The sequence below is a fragment of the Methanobrevibacter sp. TMH8 genome (assembly GCF_020148105.1).
In the GTDB taxonomy this organism is placed as follows: domain Archaea; phylum Methanobacteriota; class Methanobacteria; order Methanobacteriales; family Methanobacteriaceae; genus Methanobinarius.
The window spans coordinates 23,162-40,689 of the sequence record NZ_JAHLZE010000020.1 but is presented as its reverse complement, the minus strand read 5'-3'; the positions used below and the strand labels follow the sequence as shown (position 1 = coordinate 40,689).

17 protein-coding genes are annotated in these 17,528 nt (G+C 25.5%); 6 read left to right on the top strand and 11 right to left on the bottom strand.

The genetic code is table 11. The features are described from left to right. Window positions 1-3 precede the first annotated feature (3 nt). The 5 genes from purC to KQY27_RS03900 all read left to right on the top strand — a co-directional run bounded on the left by purC (window position 4) and on the right by KQY27_RS03900 (window position 3,452). A complete protein-coding gene (purC, locus tag KQY27_RS03920; protein ID WP_224425274.1) occupies window positions 4-741 on the top strand; it encodes a phosphoribosylaminoimidazolesuccinocarboxamide synthase in 738 nt (245 codons plus the stop codon). A 59-nt stretch (window positions 742-800) separates the two neighbouring features. Next, a complete protein-coding gene (gene purS / locus KQY27_RS03915; RefSeq protein ID WP_224425273.1) occupies window positions 801-1,046 on the top strand; it encodes a phosphoribosylformylglycinamidine synthase subunit PurS in 246 nt (81 codons plus the stop codon). A 24-nt stretch (window positions 1,047-1,070) separates the two neighbouring features. Beyond that, a complete protein-coding gene (gene purQ / locus KQY27_RS03910) occupies window positions 1,071-1,724 on the top strand; it encodes a phosphoribosylformylglycinamidine synthase subunit PurQ (protein ID WP_224425272.1) in 654 nt (217 codons plus the stop codon). Window positions 1,725-1,821: 97 nt separating this feature from the next. Continuing rightward, on the top strand, window positions 1,822-2,562 hold the full coding sequence (gene cobA / locus KQY27_RS03905) for a uroporphyrinogen-III C-methyltransferase (RefSeq protein WP_224425271.1): 741 nt from the start codon (window positions 1,822-1,824) through the stop codon (window positions 2,560-2,562). A gap of 110 nt (window positions 2,563-2,672) precedes the next feature. Then, window positions 2,673-3,452 carry a uroporphyrinogen-III synthase gene (locus tag KQY27_RS03900; RefSeq protein WP_224425270.1) on the top strand — a complete coding sequence of 260 codons (780 nt, stop codon included), beginning with the start codon at window positions 2,673-2,675 and terminating at the stop codon, window positions 3,450-3,452. Between the two features lie 20 nt (window positions 3,453-3,472). On the opposite strand, the gene KQY27_RS03895 is transcribed toward KQY27_RS03900, so the two are convergent. The 5 genes from KQY27_RS03895 to KQY27_RS03875 all read right to left on the bottom strand — a co-directional run bounded on the left by KQY27_RS03895 (window position 3,473) and on the right by KQY27_RS03875 (window position 10,208). Then, a complete protein-coding gene (locus tag KQY27_RS03895) occupies window positions 3,473-4,654 on the bottom strand; it encodes a GDP-mannose 4,6-dehydratase (protein WP_224425269.1) in 1,182 nt (393 codons plus the stop codon). A 66-nt stretch (window positions 4,655-4,720) separates the two neighbouring features. Further along, complete coding sequence (gene gmd / locus KQY27_RS03890; RefSeq protein ID WP_224425268.1) at window positions 4,721-5,773, bottom strand: GDP-mannose 4,6-dehydratase; 1,053 nt, start codon at window positions 5,771-5,773, stop codon at window positions 4,721-4,723. Between the two features lie 242 nt (window positions 5,774-6,015). After that, entirely contained in the window at window positions 6,016-7,014 is a 999-nt protein-coding gene (locus KQY27_RS03885; RefSeq protein ID WP_224425267.1) for a glycosyltransferase, read from the bottom strand. Between the two features lie 607 nt (window positions 7,015-7,621). Beyond that, window positions 7,622-8,908, bottom strand: a complete 1,287-nt coding sequence (locus KQY27_RS03880; RefSeq protein WP_224425266.1) for a DEAD/DEAH box helicase — start codon at window positions 8,906-8,908, stop codon at window positions 7,622-7,624. A 571-nt stretch (window positions 8,909-9,479) separates the two neighbouring features. Then, window positions 9,480-10,208: a PD-(D/E)XK nuclease family protein gene (locus KQY27_RS03875; RefSeq protein ID WP_224425265.1), complete on the bottom strand. Its 729-nt coding sequence runs from the start codon at window positions 10,206-10,208 to the stop codon at window positions 9,480-9,482. Between the two features lie 328 nt (window positions 10,209-10,536). Here KQY27_RS03875 and KQY27_RS03870 point away from each other — a divergent pair, with 328 nt between their 5' ends. Next, a complete protein-coding gene (locus KQY27_RS03870; protein WP_224425264.1) occupies window positions 10,537-11,070 on the top strand; it encodes a thermonuclease family protein in 534 nt (177 codons plus the stop codon). Between the two features lie 169 nt (window positions 11,071-11,239). On the opposite strand, the gene KQY27_RS03865 is transcribed toward KQY27_RS03870, so the two are convergent. The 6 genes from KQY27_RS03865 to KQY27_RS03840 all read right to left on the bottom strand — a co-directional run bounded on the left by KQY27_RS03865 (window position 11,240) and on the right by KQY27_RS03840 (window position 17,470). Continuing rightward, window positions 11,240-12,049, bottom strand: coding sequence for a winged helix-turn-helix transcriptional regulator (locus KQY27_RS03865; protein WP_224425263.1), 810 nt, complete (start codon window positions 12,047-12,049; stop codon window positions 11,240-11,242). 162 nt (window positions 12,050-12,211) lie between these two features. Next, a complete protein-coding gene (locus KQY27_RS03860) occupies window positions 12,212-13,321 on the bottom strand; it encodes a glycosyltransferase family 2 protein (RefSeq protein ID WP_224425262.1) in 1,110 nt (369 codons plus the stop codon). A 131-nt stretch (window positions 13,322-13,452) separates the two neighbouring features. Next, window positions 13,453-14,961, bottom strand: a complete 1,509-nt coding sequence (locus KQY27_RS03855; protein WP_224425261.1) for a radical SAM protein — start codon at window positions 14,959-14,961, stop codon at window positions 13,453-13,455. Beyond that, window positions 14,961-16,367 (bottom strand): single-stranded-DNA-specific exonuclease RecJ, encoded by a 1,407-nt coding sequence (gene recJ, locus KQY27_RS03850; RefSeq protein WP_224425260.1) that lies wholly within the window; start codon window positions 16,365-16,367, stop codon window positions 14,961-14,963. Before recJ ends, KQY27_RS03855 begins: the two co-directional genes overlap by 1 nt. A gap of 239 nt (window positions 16,368-16,606) precedes the next feature. Continuing rightward, window positions 16,607-16,885, bottom strand: coding sequence for a signal recognition particle subunit SRP19/SEC65 family protein (locus KQY27_RS03845; protein WP_224425259.1), 279 nt, complete (start codon window positions 16,883-16,885; stop codon window positions 16,607-16,609). 150 nt (window positions 16,886-17,035) lie between these two features. After that, on the bottom strand, window positions 17,036-17,470 hold the full coding sequence (locus tag KQY27_RS03840) for an RDD family protein (protein WP_224425258.1): 435 nt from the start codon (window positions 17,468-17,470) through the stop codon (window positions 17,036-17,038). Window positions 17,471-17,528 lie beyond the last annotated feature (58 nt).

Here is a 17,528-nt window from a genome sequence, read left to right as displayed (position 1 = left end):
AATATGAGTGATTCTAAAAAATTAATCTATGCTGGAAAAGCTAAAGATGTTTTTGAAACTGAAAATTCTGATGAAGTGATAGTTGATTTTAGAGATGATATTACTGCAGGAGATGGAGCTAAAAAAGATAATCTGCAAGGAAAAGGCCATTGCAACTCATTAATATCTTCAAAATTGTTTGAAGTTTTAGAAGAAAATAATATCAATACCCAATATATTAAATTGATTAAAACAGGATCTATGTTATCTAAAAAACTAGATATGATTCCTCTTGAAGTAATAGCTAGAAATATAGCTACTGGAAGTCTTTTAAAACGATTCCCATTTGAAAAAAATCAAAAACTAGATCCTCCTATAATACAAATGGATTACAAAAATGATGAATACCATGACCCTATGTTAAATGATGAAATAAGCATAGCATTAGGAATAGCTACACAAAAAGAACTTGATGAAATAAAAAAAATAACACTTAAAATTAATGAAGTTCTAAGTAAATTTTTAAAAGAAAAAGGAATTCTTTTAGTAGACTTTAAACTTGAATTTGGAAAAGATAAAGATGGAAATATCGTTCTTGGAGATGAAATTAGTCCAGATACCTGTAGGTATTGGGATATAAATACTCTTGAAACTTTAGACAAAGATTCATTCAGACAAGGGCAAGAAAATGTTATGGATATCTATGAACAAGTTTGTGGAATGATTGTTGATGAAGAGGATGCTAAAAGATGGAAAATTTAACTTAAAAATTTTAAGATAAATTAATTTAATAATAATGTTTTAATAATAATGTGATAAATATGATATTTAATGTTGAAGTTAAAATTTCATTGAAAAAAGGAATGTTAAACCCAGAAAGCTCAACAATAGAACGAGCTTTAGATTTACTTGGATATAAAGTAGAAAATACTGACACAATTGATATAATCACCTTTCAAATGGATGAAAATAATGAATCAAAAGTCTTAGAAGAAGTTGAAGATATGTGTCAAAGATTACTTTGTAATCCTGTGATTCATGATTATGAAATAACTGTAACTAGCTAATATGGAGAAATTGGAGAAAATTATATGAAAATAGGAGTAATAAGATTTCCAGGTTCTAACTGTGACAGAGATGTTTATCATGCTATTGAACTAGCTGATGGAGAGCCTGAATATGTTTGGTGGAATAAAGAAAATCTCACCAATCTAGATGCAGTTGTAATCCCTGGAGGATTTTCCTATGGAGATTATCTTCGTGCAGGAGCAATAGCTTCTATCACACCAGTTGTGGAAGGAATAAAATCTCTTGTAAAAGAAGAAAAACCAGTGCTTGGAATATGTAATGGTGCACAGATATTAGCTGAAATAGGTCTTGTTCCAGGAGTTTTTACTGTAAATGAAAATCCCAAATTTAACTGTGAATGGGTTGATTTGAAAGTATCTACTAATAGAACTCCATTTACAAGTAACTTTAAAAAAAATCAGATTATAAAAATGCCAGTAGCTCATGCTGAAGGTAGATATTTTGTAGAAGATCTTGAAAGTCTAAGAGATAATGACCAGATAGTTCTTCAATTTGAAAACAAAAATCCTAATGGTTCTCTTGAAGCTATAACTGGAGTATGTGATGAAACTGGACTTATATGTGCAGTTATGCCACATCCTGAAAGAGCTTCAGAAGAGATATTAGGTTCTGATGATGGTTTGAATTTTTTTAAAGGAATGATAAAAAGTTTATAAACACATTTATTTTATAAGCACATTTATTTTTAAAAAATTATAATTTTAACCAATATTAGAATAAATTTATAATTCATGTCATATTAAAGGTGAAGAAATGGTTGTTTATTTAATTGGAGCAGGTCCTGGTGATCCGGATCTTATCACTCTTAAAGCTGTAAAAGCATTGAATATTGCAGATGTTGTAATATATGATAGATTGGCCAATGAAGAAATATTAAAACACGCCCCAGATAAAGCCAAACTAATTTATGTTGGTAAAAAAGCTGGAGAACATTATAAATCTCAAGATGAAATAAATGAAATAATTATTAATGAAGCAAAAGATGATAATAATGAAATTATCATAAGACTTAAAGGAGGAGATCCTTTTGTCTTTGGAAGAGGAGGAGAAGAAATATTAGACTTAATAAAAGAAAATATTTCATTTGAAATTATACCAGGTGTAACTTCAGCTATTGGAGCACCTACTTCAGTCGGCCTTCCAGTTACCCATAGAGCAATAGCTACATCATTTACAGTAGTTACTGGCCATGAAGACCCAACAAAAGATAAAAAACAAGTTAAATGGGATTATACTGCAGACACAATCATTGTTTTAATGGGAATTGGAAAAATAAAAGAAAATACTTCAGAAATGATGAAATATAGAGATCCTAAAACTCCTGCTTGTGTTATTGAAAGTGGTACTCTTCCAAATGAAAAAATAATATTTGGAACTTTAGAAAATATAGCTGACAAAAATATTAACACCCCTGCAATTCTTATTGTTGGGAATGTTATAGATGTCTTTAAAGAGATTAATGAATTTAAAAATAAAAAAATTAATATTTCTTAATTATTTTATTACTTAAATAATCTTAATTAATGTATTCTTAATTAATGTATTTTTGATTAATATATTCTTGATTAAATTATTCTTAATAGAAAATTTATGGAGATGTAAATATGGAAAAAAATGAAAATAAGATAATCGTAGCTATTACACGACCTTTTAATAGAATAGACGAAGCTGTATCTATTGTAGAATCTCATGGAGCCACTCCGTTTATAGCTCCAACACTTGAATTAAAGTTAAGTAATACAGAATCTCTCAAAGCATTAGTAGAATTAGTTAATGATTTAGATTGGTTAGTATTTACATCACCAACATCAATAGAATCTATTTTTAATTTTTACCCAGATTTTAGAGAAAAAGTTAATGAAAATTGTCAAATAGCTACTATTGGACATAAAACAGAAGAAGTAGCTGCCCAGTACGGTTTAACAACTGATTTGATTCCTGAAGATTATACTGCAGAAGGACTTCTGAAAGCATTTAAAAACATTAATATAAAAAATAGTCTAATCGGAATTCCAAGAACATTAGCTGCAAGAGACACACTTCCAGAAGGATTAGAAAAAATGGGTGCTGATGTTATCTTAGCTGAAAGCTATGAATCAATCATACCTTTAGATACAGTTCGAATTGAAGTTCTTATTGGGAAAATATTAAGCTCAGAAATTGATGCAATAACATTTACAAGTCCTTTAACTGCTGAAAATCTTTTTAAAATAGCGACTGAAGAACAAATTCCAGAATTAGTTAATAAATTATCAAAAAATGTGTTGACTGTGTCTATTGGACCTATAACATATAAAACTCTTAAAAATTTAGGTGTTGAATCCATTTATCCTAAAAAATATACTGTGAAAGATATGATGGAATTGATGTTTGAAAACTTATAATTAATTTTCATCAAGAAATCTCATTTTAAAAAGTTTAATTGATCTTTAATGATACAATCAATAGAATAATTCACTTTGAACCCTAATTTGCTAATTTTTTCATTATTTGAAAGTAATATTGGAACATCAGCTGGACGAAACCTAGTTTTATCGAATAGTATTTTTATTTTTTCTGAATTAGTAAATACTATTATTCCTTTATCATCTAGGTTAAAATTTAGTTTATTAGTAAGTATTAAATTATCAACTTTAGTTTTTTCGAATTTTACACCAAATAACTCATTATTATCTAATTCTGTAGGGTTTTTAATAATTTTATCATTATTTATTGTTTCGATTCTATCAATCTCATATCCTACAGATTCTAAACTTAATAAAATATAGGTTAAAATAGAATTTGTCCTCATAGAACCTTGATTATAAACTTCACCACTAATACCTTTTTCAGCTAATAAAATATATCCATCAATAATATCTTTAACATGACTCCAATCTCTAAATGCATTTACATTACCAATACTTATACTATCAATTATTCCTTTTCTAAATTTATCAATTTGCTCTGTAATAACTGAAGTTACAAACATTGATCCTCTACCCGGACCTTCATGAGAAAAAGATCTTGAAACAACTGTATCTAAACCATAAGCATGATAATAATTTCTCATTAAAAAATCTCCATAAACTTTACTAACAGCATATGGAGACATTGGTCTTAAAGGATTTTCCTCAGAAATTGGCAATTCTGGAAAAGAAGTAGGTTCTGGGAAAATATTTCCATATTTTTTTTTAGCATCTAAATATTGCTTTTTGGAGGAAAATACTAAACCATATTCATCACTTGAACTAGCAAATATGACCTTACATCCCAAATCTTTTGACACAACTGTTTCTAATAGATTTAAAGTACCTAATCCATTAATTTCATGAGTTTCTTTTGGTTTTTCAAAAGATCTTGGTATAAATGGTTGAGCAGCTAAATGAAAAATAAAATCTATATCCTGATCTAAAGCATTATTTAAGGAGTTTATATCTAATAAATCTCCTTTAAAAACATTTAAATTATTATTTCCATTAGTATCTTCATATTTTCTATCAAAACCAGTGACATTTGCCCCAAGTTCTAATAAAGATTCAGTTAAATAAGAACCTACAAAACCAGATATTCCAGTTATTAAAACATTTTTATTCTTCAAATTCATAAAATCATCAAATAATTTTTAGTTTCAAATAAAATGAAAAAATTTGTTTAAATTTTATTATTTTCTTTAATTAGTTTTTTCTTTAATTAGCTCCAAATCACTTGCAACCATTTCTTTGACCAATTGATCAAATGAAATCTTTGGTTTCCATCCAAGTTCATTTTTTGCTTTAGTAGGATCACCTAATAATAAGTCTACTTCAGAAGGGCGGAAATATTTTGGATCTACTTCAATCAATACTTCATTATTATCAGAGTTTATACCTTTTTCATTAATTCCTGAACCCTCCCATATTAAATCAATTCCTACTTGTTTAAATGCCAAATTAACAAAATCTCTAACTGTATGAGTCTCTCCTGTTGCGATAACAAAATCATCAGGTTTTTCATGTTGTAATATTCTCCACATAGACTCAACGTAATCTTTTGCATGTCCCCAGTCCCTTGATGCATCTAAATTTCCTAAATATAATTTTTTTTGCATATTTAAAGAAATTCTTGCTGCAGATAATGAAATTTTTCTTGTTACAAAAGTTTCACCTCTTCTTGGAGACTCATGATTAAATAAAATCCCATTAGACGCAAAAATATCATAAGCTTCTCTATAGTTCTTTGTTATCCAATACCCATAAAGTTTAGCAACACCATAAGGACTTCTTGGATAAAAAGGAGTTTTTTCTGATTGAGGAGTTTCTTGGACTAAACCAAATAGTTCAGATGTAGAAGCTTGGTAAAATTTAATTCCAGTTGAATTAGACAATCTTATAGACTCCAAAAGTCTCAATACGCCTAATCCATCAGAATTAGCAGTATATTCTGGAGTTTCAAAAGAAACTTTAACATGAGACTGAGCAGCTAAGTTATAAATCTCATCAGGATTAACTTTACGGATTACAGACATCAAATTAGTTGAATCATTTAAATCACCATAATGTAAATGAAGTTTTCTATTTTTATGACTATCCTCAATTAATTCATCTATATAAAGATGTTCAATTCTTCCAGTATTGAATGAAGAACTTCTTCTTAAAATTCCATGAACCTCATATCCTTTTTCCAATAAGAATTCTGCCAAATACGAACCATCTTGACCAGTAATCCCTGTGATTAATGCAATCATATATTATACACCTGTTTTTATAAAATATATTTTTAATATAAATAATATTTAATATAAATAATGTTTTTAATATAATGTTTTTAAATTATATAATACTTTAAATGTAACTTTATAATGTAATTTTATTTTTTAATATAATTAAATAATTAGATTAATAATTAGTTAATAATAGTTAGTTAATTAATAATTAGTTAATTAGATATAATTGATAATATAATTAATATTAATCTAATTATTAAATTTTAATGAATATTTCTATAAATTTTAACCATATCTTTTTTCATATTTTCAGGAGAATGTTTATTAGCAAATTTTAAATTATTTTTAATATCAGAATCAAAATTCATTTCTTTTAAGTCATTTGATAAATTTGAAGATATATGAGTTTTATTTTTAATATCCATTGGAATAAGAGCATCATCTAAAGTTATTACTTGTTTTCCACATGCCATTGCTTCAACAATAGGTAAACCATATCCTTCCATAATAGTTGGAAAAACAAAAACATCTAATGAATTATAAAATTCATTCATTTTCTCATCAGGAATAAATCCTAAAAATTCTATTCGAGAATCATTTTTAGACAATCTTTTGAGATTATCAAGTTCTGGACCTTTTCCCCCAATCAAAAGACGAGAATTTTGAATATCTGCCTTTAAAAAAGCTTTAATTAAAATATCAACTCTTTTTCTATTGTTTAAATGAGAAACTGTTCCAATTGTAAAAATATCATGTTTTTTATTTAGTGGAGTGAAATTTTGTTGAATACTTGTACGTACAACATGAATTTCATCAATATCAACTCCAAAATATATGTTTAAATCATTAGCAGTTTCTTCAGAAATAGCTACAATTTCTTGAGATTTAATAGCTTTTTTAATAGCTTTTTCAAAAAATTTCTTGATCAATTTGGATTGTAGACTTGTATACCCCATTTCAAACATTTTAATAGGTATTAAATCCAAAATTGTAACAATTGACTTTTTACTATTTAAATAAAAACTTTCTAAAGGAGATAATGCATGATAAACATCAGACGTTCTTAATTTAAGGGGAACTTCAAAAATATCAAAAAATAGATAATCATAAGGACTATCTCTTTGAAAGAAACTATTATCTTGGGAAATTAATTTTATATTGAAATCCTTTTCATCTTTAATACTTTCATAAAGCATTTTAGAATAACTTCCCATTCCTTGTTTATGAAGTTCAAATGATCTTGAAATTAAAGAAATATCCATTTTGTAAGCACCACCTAGCTTCTATAATAATTAATAATTAATATTAAAAACTAATATTGATAATTATTATTGACAATTAAGTATTATTGATTAATATTGATAGTTTATAATGATTTATTGATAATTGATAATTGATAATTTGATGGTTGATAAAAACAATTTTACCTAATATTATTTATTATAATTGTTATTTATAATTGTTATCATAATTCATTTAAAAATTACTTAAGAATATTCTATTAAACATTCTATTAATTAAATTATTTATGGATTATTTATAAATTTACAAAATTTTGTATAATAATCTCAAATTTAAATATTATATAATTATTTTATTATTAAAATATAAAAATATTATTATAGAATATCTTGAAAAATTTCTTAATAAAGTATAAAAGTATAAAAATATAATTAAATTATTATTTTAAATTAATTTGAAAAACAACTAAAAGAGAGAAATAAGAAATAAAAAAGAAATAATGAAAGAATAAAAGAATAAATGAAAAATAATAAAAAATATATAATAAAAAAATGAAAAATGAAAAAAATAATAAAATAATAAATAATAAAGAATAAAATAGTAAAATAATAAAAAATTAAATAAATATTATTCTTTAACCATCTTCAAAAGAGCAGCAGCTATATCAATTGAATTATAACCTACTTCTATTAAAGATTCAATTTGATGGATATCCTTATTTAAATTATTATCCTCAATAGACTTTTTAATTTTATCTAAAATTAAATTATTTTTTATATCCCTAATATCATCTAATGAAGGAATTTTTTGTTGTTTGATTTTAGATTTTGTATATTTTTGAATATCTCTAAGTTTATATATTTCTTTTCCTGCAACAAATGTAAATGCATAACCTGTTTTTCCAGCCCTACCAGTTCTTCCAATTCTATGAACATAATATTCATTATCATTAGGAACATCATAGTTAAAAACAGCTTCAACATCAGGAACATCTATTCCTCTTGCAGCAACATCAGTAGCTACTAAAATTTCAATATTGCCTTTTCTAAACTTATTCATAACTTTATCTCTTTGACCTTGTCTCATATCACCATGAATACCATCAACATCATATCCACGACTCTTTAAATCTCTTACAAGACGATCAACTCTTCTTTTTGTATTACAAAAGACTAAAACAAGATTTAAATCATAAATATCCAGTAAACGAGATAGCAATTCTAGTTTCATCTTTTCTCTTGCTTCAAAATAAATTTGTTCAATTTCTGGAGCAGTAATAAGATGCTGTGCAACACGTAAATGTTCAGGATTTTTCTGATAATGGTGAGTTAACTTTTTTATTGCTTTAGGCATTGTAGCTGAAAACAATAAAGTCTGTCTGTTTTTTGGAGTTCTTCTTAATATTTTTTCAATATCTTCTCTAAAACCCATGTCCAACATTTCATCAGCTTCATCTAAAACAACAGTTTCAATTCCAGATAAATCAAGTGACCCTCTTTCAATATGATCTATTATACGGCCAGGAGTACCTATAATAATGTGAACTCCTTTTTTTAATGCACGTAATTGTCTTCCTATAGGTTGTCCCCCATAAACTGGGAGTATATGTAGTTTCCTCATGAAAGAAGAAAGTTTTCCAAATTCTTCAGCTACTTGCAAACTAAGTTCACGTGTAGGACATATGATAATAGCTTGTGGAGTTTTATCTTCTATAAAAATCTTTTCCAACACAGGAATTCCAAATGCAACTGTCTTTCCAGTTCCAGTTTGTGCTTGTCCTATAATATCTTTACCTTCTAAGGCTTCAGGTATGGTTAATCCTTGAATAGGAGTCGGTTCTTCAAAACCCATTTCTTGTACTGCTTTTTTTATTTCTTTTGATACATTAAAATCATAAAATGATAATTGTTTCATAAAATCTTCCTATATTTTTTTTAAATATTATGTAAATTATTCTACATAATATAATTGAATAATTAATTAAATTAATTAAATAAATTAGATAATTAAATAATTAGATGATCAAACAAATTTAGAGGATCAAATAAATTAGATAAATTATATTATTTAATTTATTAGATAAATTAGATAAATTAAATAAGTTAAATAAATTATAAATCAATAAATTAAATATTAAAATATTAATTCTTAAATATTTCTAATCAGATTATTTTTAATATTAGTTTAATATTAGTTTTAATACCCAATAATATTGTAAAAATAGAAAAAATACTTAAAATGATATTGTAAAGTATAAATATAAAATTAATAATTTATTCTATTAAATATAACTTATAAATAGTTTATAATATATTCTAAAACTATATTTTACAAATATAGCTAAAGTATAACATTAATAAATATGTTTTTAATCCTATTTAAATAAATCTATTATAAATATATATAAATCTATTATAAAGCTATTATAAAATTATTATAAAAATACAAAAAATTAGATTAACAAAATAAAAAGAATAATTTATAATTAAAAATGCTCACAATAGCTTTGGAATCTGCATTTATTGCATTTATTCCGATTTTTTGTAGGTATAAATGGTTTATATCCTTCAAAAAGCCCGTGCATTCGATTTATCAAGAATTTAATTTTTTCTTCATTATTTTCATCAAATTCTTCAATCCAAAAAATATTATCAGTGCCTCTTTCACGTAATGCTGCTTTTATTTTCCTATTGTCGCCTTTTGGAGAAGTTAAAGTAGTTTGGGTATCTTGAGAGTCTGAATTCAACATAGATTTAAAAGCTAAACAATAAGCTAATACTTGATTAATGGTTGAAGGATATGGGATTTTTCCAGGTTTATCGTCAATAATAACAAATTCATCAGGAGTCATCCAAATTTCATCAATGAAACCGCGAATTCCCCATTTTGGAGTTAAAACAAACATTTCTCTTGATATAGCTGCTTCTTCTTTAGATGTTTGAAGAATTTCATCAAATGTTGTTGGAACTGCATCTTCTTTAAATTTATATTCTAATTTTTGATGTTCTTTAGTTCCAGTGACCATTGCTTGAGTAGGAGCTGTTTTTATCCCTTTAAAATATTGAAGATATAAACTATATTCACAATACCCTTGTTGATTTAGCCAACTAATTGGAAAATTATTTTTCCCATTAATAATCTGAATTCCTTTAATTTCAGGATGATTAATCCCATCATATTTGATATTAGGATTATTAATCAATTTATTTTTCATGAAAATTCCTTTATAAATATATATTTTAATTCATAAAATTATTTATTTTATATAATATCAATTTATGTATTTTATGTATTTTATATCTTTTATTCTTTATATTTCCTTTATTTTTTATATTATTTTATTTTTTAATATATTTATAGAATTTGTAGAATTAAATATAAATAAATTTTTCATAATTTATAAGAGCAACTTATATCATTAAAATTGTAAAAAGAAAAAAAGATATAATAGATTCAATATAATAAAAATTAGCCAATAAATAGATAATTATTAAATCGAACTAACTAAAATAACTAACTCTAAAATATCGAAAATAGATAAAATGAAAGAAAGAAACAAAAGAATTATAATGATAGTTTTTTTAGTATTTGCATTATTTGCTGTAGGAGGTAAACTCTTAACTAGTGTTGATGATAATAGCTCTTTATCTAATAGTAACTCAAAAAATTCTCAATCACAATATACTAATCAGAATTATAGTGAAAAACACCCTGGAATCAATATAACAACAGAAAATTATAAACAATATTATGAAGTTAAGGGATTTTGCGATCGTGTTGTAGATGGAGATACAATAGATGTTTCTGGAGTTGGAAGAATTCGTCTTGTAGGCATAGATACTCCTGAAAGAGAGCAATCTGGATATGAAAATGCTACCGACTTTGTAAAGAGCAAATGTCTTGGAAAAACAGTTTATTTAGATATTGATGATGCTAAAAATAAAGATAAATATGGTAGGATATTAGCTATTGTCTATGTTGATGGATATAATATAAATGCAGAATTGCTAAAAAGAGGTTATGCCCAAATACTATTTATTCCACCCTCTGAATTCGATCCAAATCAATGGACATGATGTTTTAATAGATTATTCTTATAAAACATATTTCATTGTGACAAAACATATGATAAAAGACATAAAATATAAAATATAAAATATAAAAAAGCTTTTTTATAATATATTATAAAATTAAAAAATATAACTAAAAAAAGAAGTTATATTAAATAATAATAGCTATAAAAAACTACTTATGGGCATCAACAAGATCAAATTTAATGTTTTCATCTTCTAAGTTCTTTATTATTCCTTTAGACATATCCCCAACTACTAAAATCATTACATTCAGTCCTTTTTTTGCAGCTGATATAGTAGAAGAAGAAATTGCAAATTCAATATCAATTGGAATATTCAATTTATTAGCTACAGCACGAGAAACAGTTCCCATAGCTCCAAATTTATCTATCTTTTCAATTCCCCATTTTTTATAGTCATTTTTGTAAATTGAATCGACTAAATCAATGTCAGTATTACGAGATCCACCTTGTTTTATAGTAGGTAATGAGACAATTATTACTTGACCTAACTCTAAATCAATCATTCCGGTTAAAGCAGTTAATGGAACATCTTCACCTTTTTTAACATCACATAAAACTTCAGCACATGCACTTTGCTTAGATTTTCCTGCTAAAAGAATCCCATCTTTCATAAATAATCCAACATGTTCTCCTTCCTTCAAATCTTCAGTAGCAATAGCTGGCCAGACAGATTTATAATAGTTCATTGTTTCCAAAACATCGTCGGAATATTTTCGAAGGTTAATAGCATCTTTTTTAACTTTAGCTATGCCTTTTTGACTTATTTTATAAGGAGCCCTTCCATCTTTAGAAGTTATATAATCCTCATCGATCAATGTTTTTATATTCTCAGATACAGCTTGAACAGTTATTCCAAGACGTTCAGCTATATCTTTTTGGCGTAAATGAGGTTCTTGTTTAGATATTTCACTTAATATCTGGAAATGTGTCATTTCTCCTCTTTTTTTAAATATTTTCATTATTTCCCTCATAAAGTTATAGTTATAACAGAAAGTTATAGTTATAATATCATATCATAATATAATTATAATTATTTAATTTTAGATTATACTTATATTTATTCACTATTAATAATTAATATTTTTATATAATATTTTATCTAATAAATTAAAATCATCGTTTTATAGAGTACTAGATCTTTTTATTAAAAAAATAACTAGTGACATTAATAATTTTGCCTTAAATCCATTTTTATATGATTTTTTCATTTCTTTAGCTAATTTTAAAAGTTTTTCTTTTTCTTCTACACTTCCTTTAAACTTTGAAAATATCTGAATCCAATTTAATAAGAAGGGGTTTAAAATAATATCACTATATTTAAAATTATAATCATTACATAAATCAGAACATGTTTTATAAGCCTTTAAAGAGTCAAAAACTAGTTTAAAAGAAATTTTTTTTGTAATAGATTTATCTTCTTCAGAATCCCTCATATAATAATTATTAATAAAAGTATCATTTAAAAAAAGAATTCCGTTTGCCTTGAAATATGCTTCAATGACAAAATTTAAATCTTCTCCTGAAATAAAATGTGAAAATTCAATTTTATTATTAATTATAAAGTCAGTTTTATAAATTTTAGTCCATATAGAAGGTAATATCTTTAATATGTCAAGGTCTTTATTAATATTTTTAAGATAAATTTCATTTGAATCCATTTTTTTCTTTTTTCCATAAATAAACCTAACAAAAAAAGTTTTCCATAAAAAAGAAAAAAAGCTTGAAAGATTAGGATTTCCTATAATATCATCTTTAAAATTATATATATTCTCTTCGTTATTTTTATTAGATAATCTATACATATTATCTTCATAAGGAGAATATGATTTTAAAACTAAATTTTCACCTGTATCATTGAAATTTGGATATATTCGTTTATATCTACCAAAAACAAGGTCTAAATTACCATATTCAGTTGAAGAAATCTTATTATAAAGAATTTCACATGCATCTAATTCATAGCTATCATCAGAATCTAAAAACATCAAATATTCCCCAGTTGCATACTTCAATCCAATGTTTCTAGGACCATATGCTCCTCCAATATTTTCTTCAAGATGAATAGCTAAAAAATTATCATAATTATCGACATAATCATTAATAATCAAATTAGTATTATCAGTTGAATTATCATTGATTAAAATAACTTGAAGGTTTTCTACCCCTATAGACTGATTAACAATAGAATCTAAAGAAAGTTTTAAATGTTTTTCAGCATTGAAAATAGGCATTATAATACTGATTTTATAATCCCTTTTAACATAATTATCATTAATGCTATAATCAATACTAATAATAAAAACTCCTTTTTTAATACTTACTTTAAAATTAATAAATCTAATTAAAAATAATCATTGCAGAATTAATTTCTTTTTATTAACTTTTTTAGTCTAAATGCAACATATGAATACCCACCACGAGCAACACGTTTAAATTCAACCCAATCTAAGTTACTTAAAAATGTTTTAAAGATATATGTAAATGAAAAATAATATTTGCTCATTAAATTATCTCTAATTTTTTCAATCTCCTCATGATTTGCATAAGGATAGTCTACAAGACAATTCAAATAACCATCTTCATTTAACCATTTAGAATAATCTTCGGTGATTAAATATCCTTCTTTTTTAACCCATTCATAAAATTCAGTCCCTGGAAAAGGAACCGCCTGTTGGAAGAAACACATATCAGGATATACTTTTTTTGCAAACTCAAATGTTTCATTAATAGTTTCTAAATTATCTCCCTTTAATCCTATCATAAAACAACCAAAAACTTTGATTTTTAGTTTTTTAGTATTCTTTGCAAAATCAAGAGACTGCTGAAGAGTAATTCCTTTTTTTATCTCATCAAGGACTTTCTGTGAACCAGATTCATAACCTGTTACAAGAAGTCTGCATCCTGCATCCCTCATTTTTTTCATAACATCATATGGAAGATCTACACGAGTGTTACAAGACCAAACTGGTTTCAAGCCTCGATTAGTTATTTCATCACAAAATTCGATTACTCGATCAAAATTTACTGTAAATGTATCATCTTCAATAAATATCTCTTTTATCTCAGGGATTTCAGTTAAAATATATTCAAACTCATTAACAAGGCTTTTTGTGCTTCTTGTTCTAAATAATCTTCCTCCCATTGTTGAAGGATAAGAACAGAAATTACATTTATTAGGACAACCTCTTGCACTAACAATTTGAATCATTGGATTTTGAGCAAATGCATATCCATAATCATCAAAATTTAAAAATTTCTGATAAACTTTGGAAACAAAAGGTAATTCATCAAGATTATCTAAAGGAATCCTATCTTTTGTATGAATGAATTTTGAAGTAATTTCATTAATTTCATTATTACTATTATTATACTGAACTCTATAAGAAATTCCATCAATATTAGCTATATCACCTTTATCATCTTCATTACCTATATTATTTTCAGTACAGATGATTTCGGGAACTGTGAAATCATATTCTTGACGTACAATATAATCAATAGATTCACATTCTTTTAAAATTTGTTCGGGCAAAATAGTTGCATGTGTACCTCCAATGATAATCTTAACATGTGGGTTCTCTTTTTTTATTGTATTTAAAGTTTCATAATCATAAAAACAAGTAGAAGTGGTAATCTCAGCCATTATATAATCAGGTTCATATTTTGAGATTTCAGCTAATGTATCTTCAGTAGTATATCCTTTTGTAATACAATCTATTAAATTTGTTTCAATACCTTTTTCATCACAAACTCCAGTACAATAAGCTAACCAATATGGATAATACAAAGTTCCAGACTTTGTTTTTTCTGGCCATCGACTAGCACGACTGATATCAAATTTATATGGTAAATTTAAAAATAAAATTTTCATTATAGAACCCCTGTAAGCTGATTATTAAAAGTTGATAAAAATTCTTCTTTTTTATTTAATGGGATATAAGCACCACATGCTACTGAGTGACCTCCACCACTACCACCAACAGATTGAGCTACTTTTCTTATTATATTTCCAAAATGTATTCCATCATAAGCAAGAAGTCTAGAACATCGAAGAGATACTTTTAAATTATCATCTTCATCACTAATTTGAGTAAAACCAATCATTGGTTTTCTCCAGTCCCCATGGCTAAGGATCATACCAGCTATAGTTCCAACAACTTGACTTCTTATTCCATCACCATCAAAATATTGAATATTATCTAAATTTTTTATCATATCTTCTTCTTCAATTTTATGGATGTTTTGAGCTAAATATCTCCTGTGATCTTTGGAAATAATTTCAAGTTCATCAAGAGCAGAAGTTCTGTCACCTTTTAGTATTTTTAAAGCTATATCTTCCCGATTATTTCTAGTACAAGCATTCATAGCTGTTGAAAATTCAGAAGCATCTCTAAGGAATGTATGATCTTCTTCCATCATAAATTCATAAGAATCTGCAGCTACAAGCTTTGGAACATATTTAGTATATCTTTTTGGAACTTCTCTAGATAGCATTCTTACAAGTTCAGAAAATAATTTTCCTTTTTCTACATTATCTAGATCACTTAGAGTTCTAGATCTATCCCCTACTTTCCTTGGAATTCCAAGATCTTTCATCAAAGCTATAGATTCAGTTCTATTATTAGTTATAGGAAGGTTAACATCACTAAAATAAGAGAGAGCTACAAATAGTGGACGAGTTTGTCTCCCATAAAGAGATAAATCATTAATCGAATGAATATATCCCAAATCAATACTATCTTTAAGAATAATTGAATTTAAACCTTCTAATTTACCAGTGCTACTATTTTGCATATCTCCAACAGCTGCAAGAACACCAATCCAACTTAAATCAGTATATCCAAACTCTTTAGCTAAAAAATAACTTAAACCTCCACCAGAGACATAATAAGATCCATCAATACCATAGTGTAATGGATTGATTTCTAAATATTCATGATCAATAGTATTTTTATAATTTAAATCCCTAAGTGGAGGGTGGTGATCTAATACAACAATTTTTGAAGAATCTTTAGCTAATTTGTCTATATTCTGTCCAGAACCTAAATCAGAAAACAAAGTTAGCTCATGTTCAATTTCCAAATCTTCAAGTTTGTCTAGACTAACAATTTCAATTTCATGATCTTTTTCTTGACGATCAAGAATAGTAGATAATATAGCTCCAGCTGAAATACCATCACAGTCATTGTGACTATAAATTTTAATATCTTCAGCAGATTCTATCAATTTTTTAGCTTTACTAAAAGATTTCTTCATTTTTAAAGGTAATTCATACATATTTCCACTTAATGATTAAAAACAATATAATATAATTAAATATAATATAACTCAATAAAATCCAATGAAATCAGTATAATCAATATTATCAATAGATAAATATCATAAATATGATAAATATGATAAATATGATAAATATGATAAATATGATAAATATAATAGAAAATAATTAAAATAAATAATAAATTAATAGAATAATAATCTATATATTTAGTAATAAATAATTATTCTTTATAAAATCATTTCTGTCTTAGATTTTTTATTTCTTGACTAATATTAGCTAAAATTTTATTTTTAGATATATCTTTTCTTTCAATGATAATTCGTCCAGAACTTTCCCACCAAAATCTAGGATATAATTTATCATCTTCAGTTTTAGGATTTAAATTTAATTTTCTAGCAGCACGTGAAATTTCAGTTAATTTTGGATCAGCAACTGCATCACTCTTGTTTATTTTCCTTCCTTCTTTTCTACTTCTCTTAGAATCAATGTAAGAAGGCCATATGATTGTATCCAAATAATCACCACATAATTTACTTATATATTCATATATAAATTTCATATATTACAATTTATATTTTATATATTAATATAAATCTTATTCAATAATCTATCTATATCCATCCCTATATCCAATATATTCATCTCTATATTCATCAAAAATGAACTATTTTTTGTCAGATTTAATATCTTCATTAATAACTTCAGTTCTAGAAATTCTTCCTAAAATTCTTTCATTTGAAGATCCAAAAATACGACCAATAATCACATCTATAATTATTGGAAACCAGTATATTTTTGAAAGGTTCCTTATTATAGCTTGTACATAAGAAATATTAGAATAATAATTTTTTTTACTATTAGAAACAACTTTTATAAATAATAAATGCTTACCAACAGTAGTTCCCAAATTTTTTTCCAATAGAACAAAATAAATCATTCCAACAAATGGAGCTAAAATTATTAAATATTCATATATGAAAAATGCTCCAAAAGGAAATACTACAACAACCAATAATTCTGCAATAATCCACATAACTGCCATAACAACAAAATAATCGGCAATATAAGCTAAAGTTCTTTTTTTAAATAAATTTGTCATAATACCACCATTAAATAAACTTGTTTCAAAAATGTTTTTTACTTTGAATTTACTATCA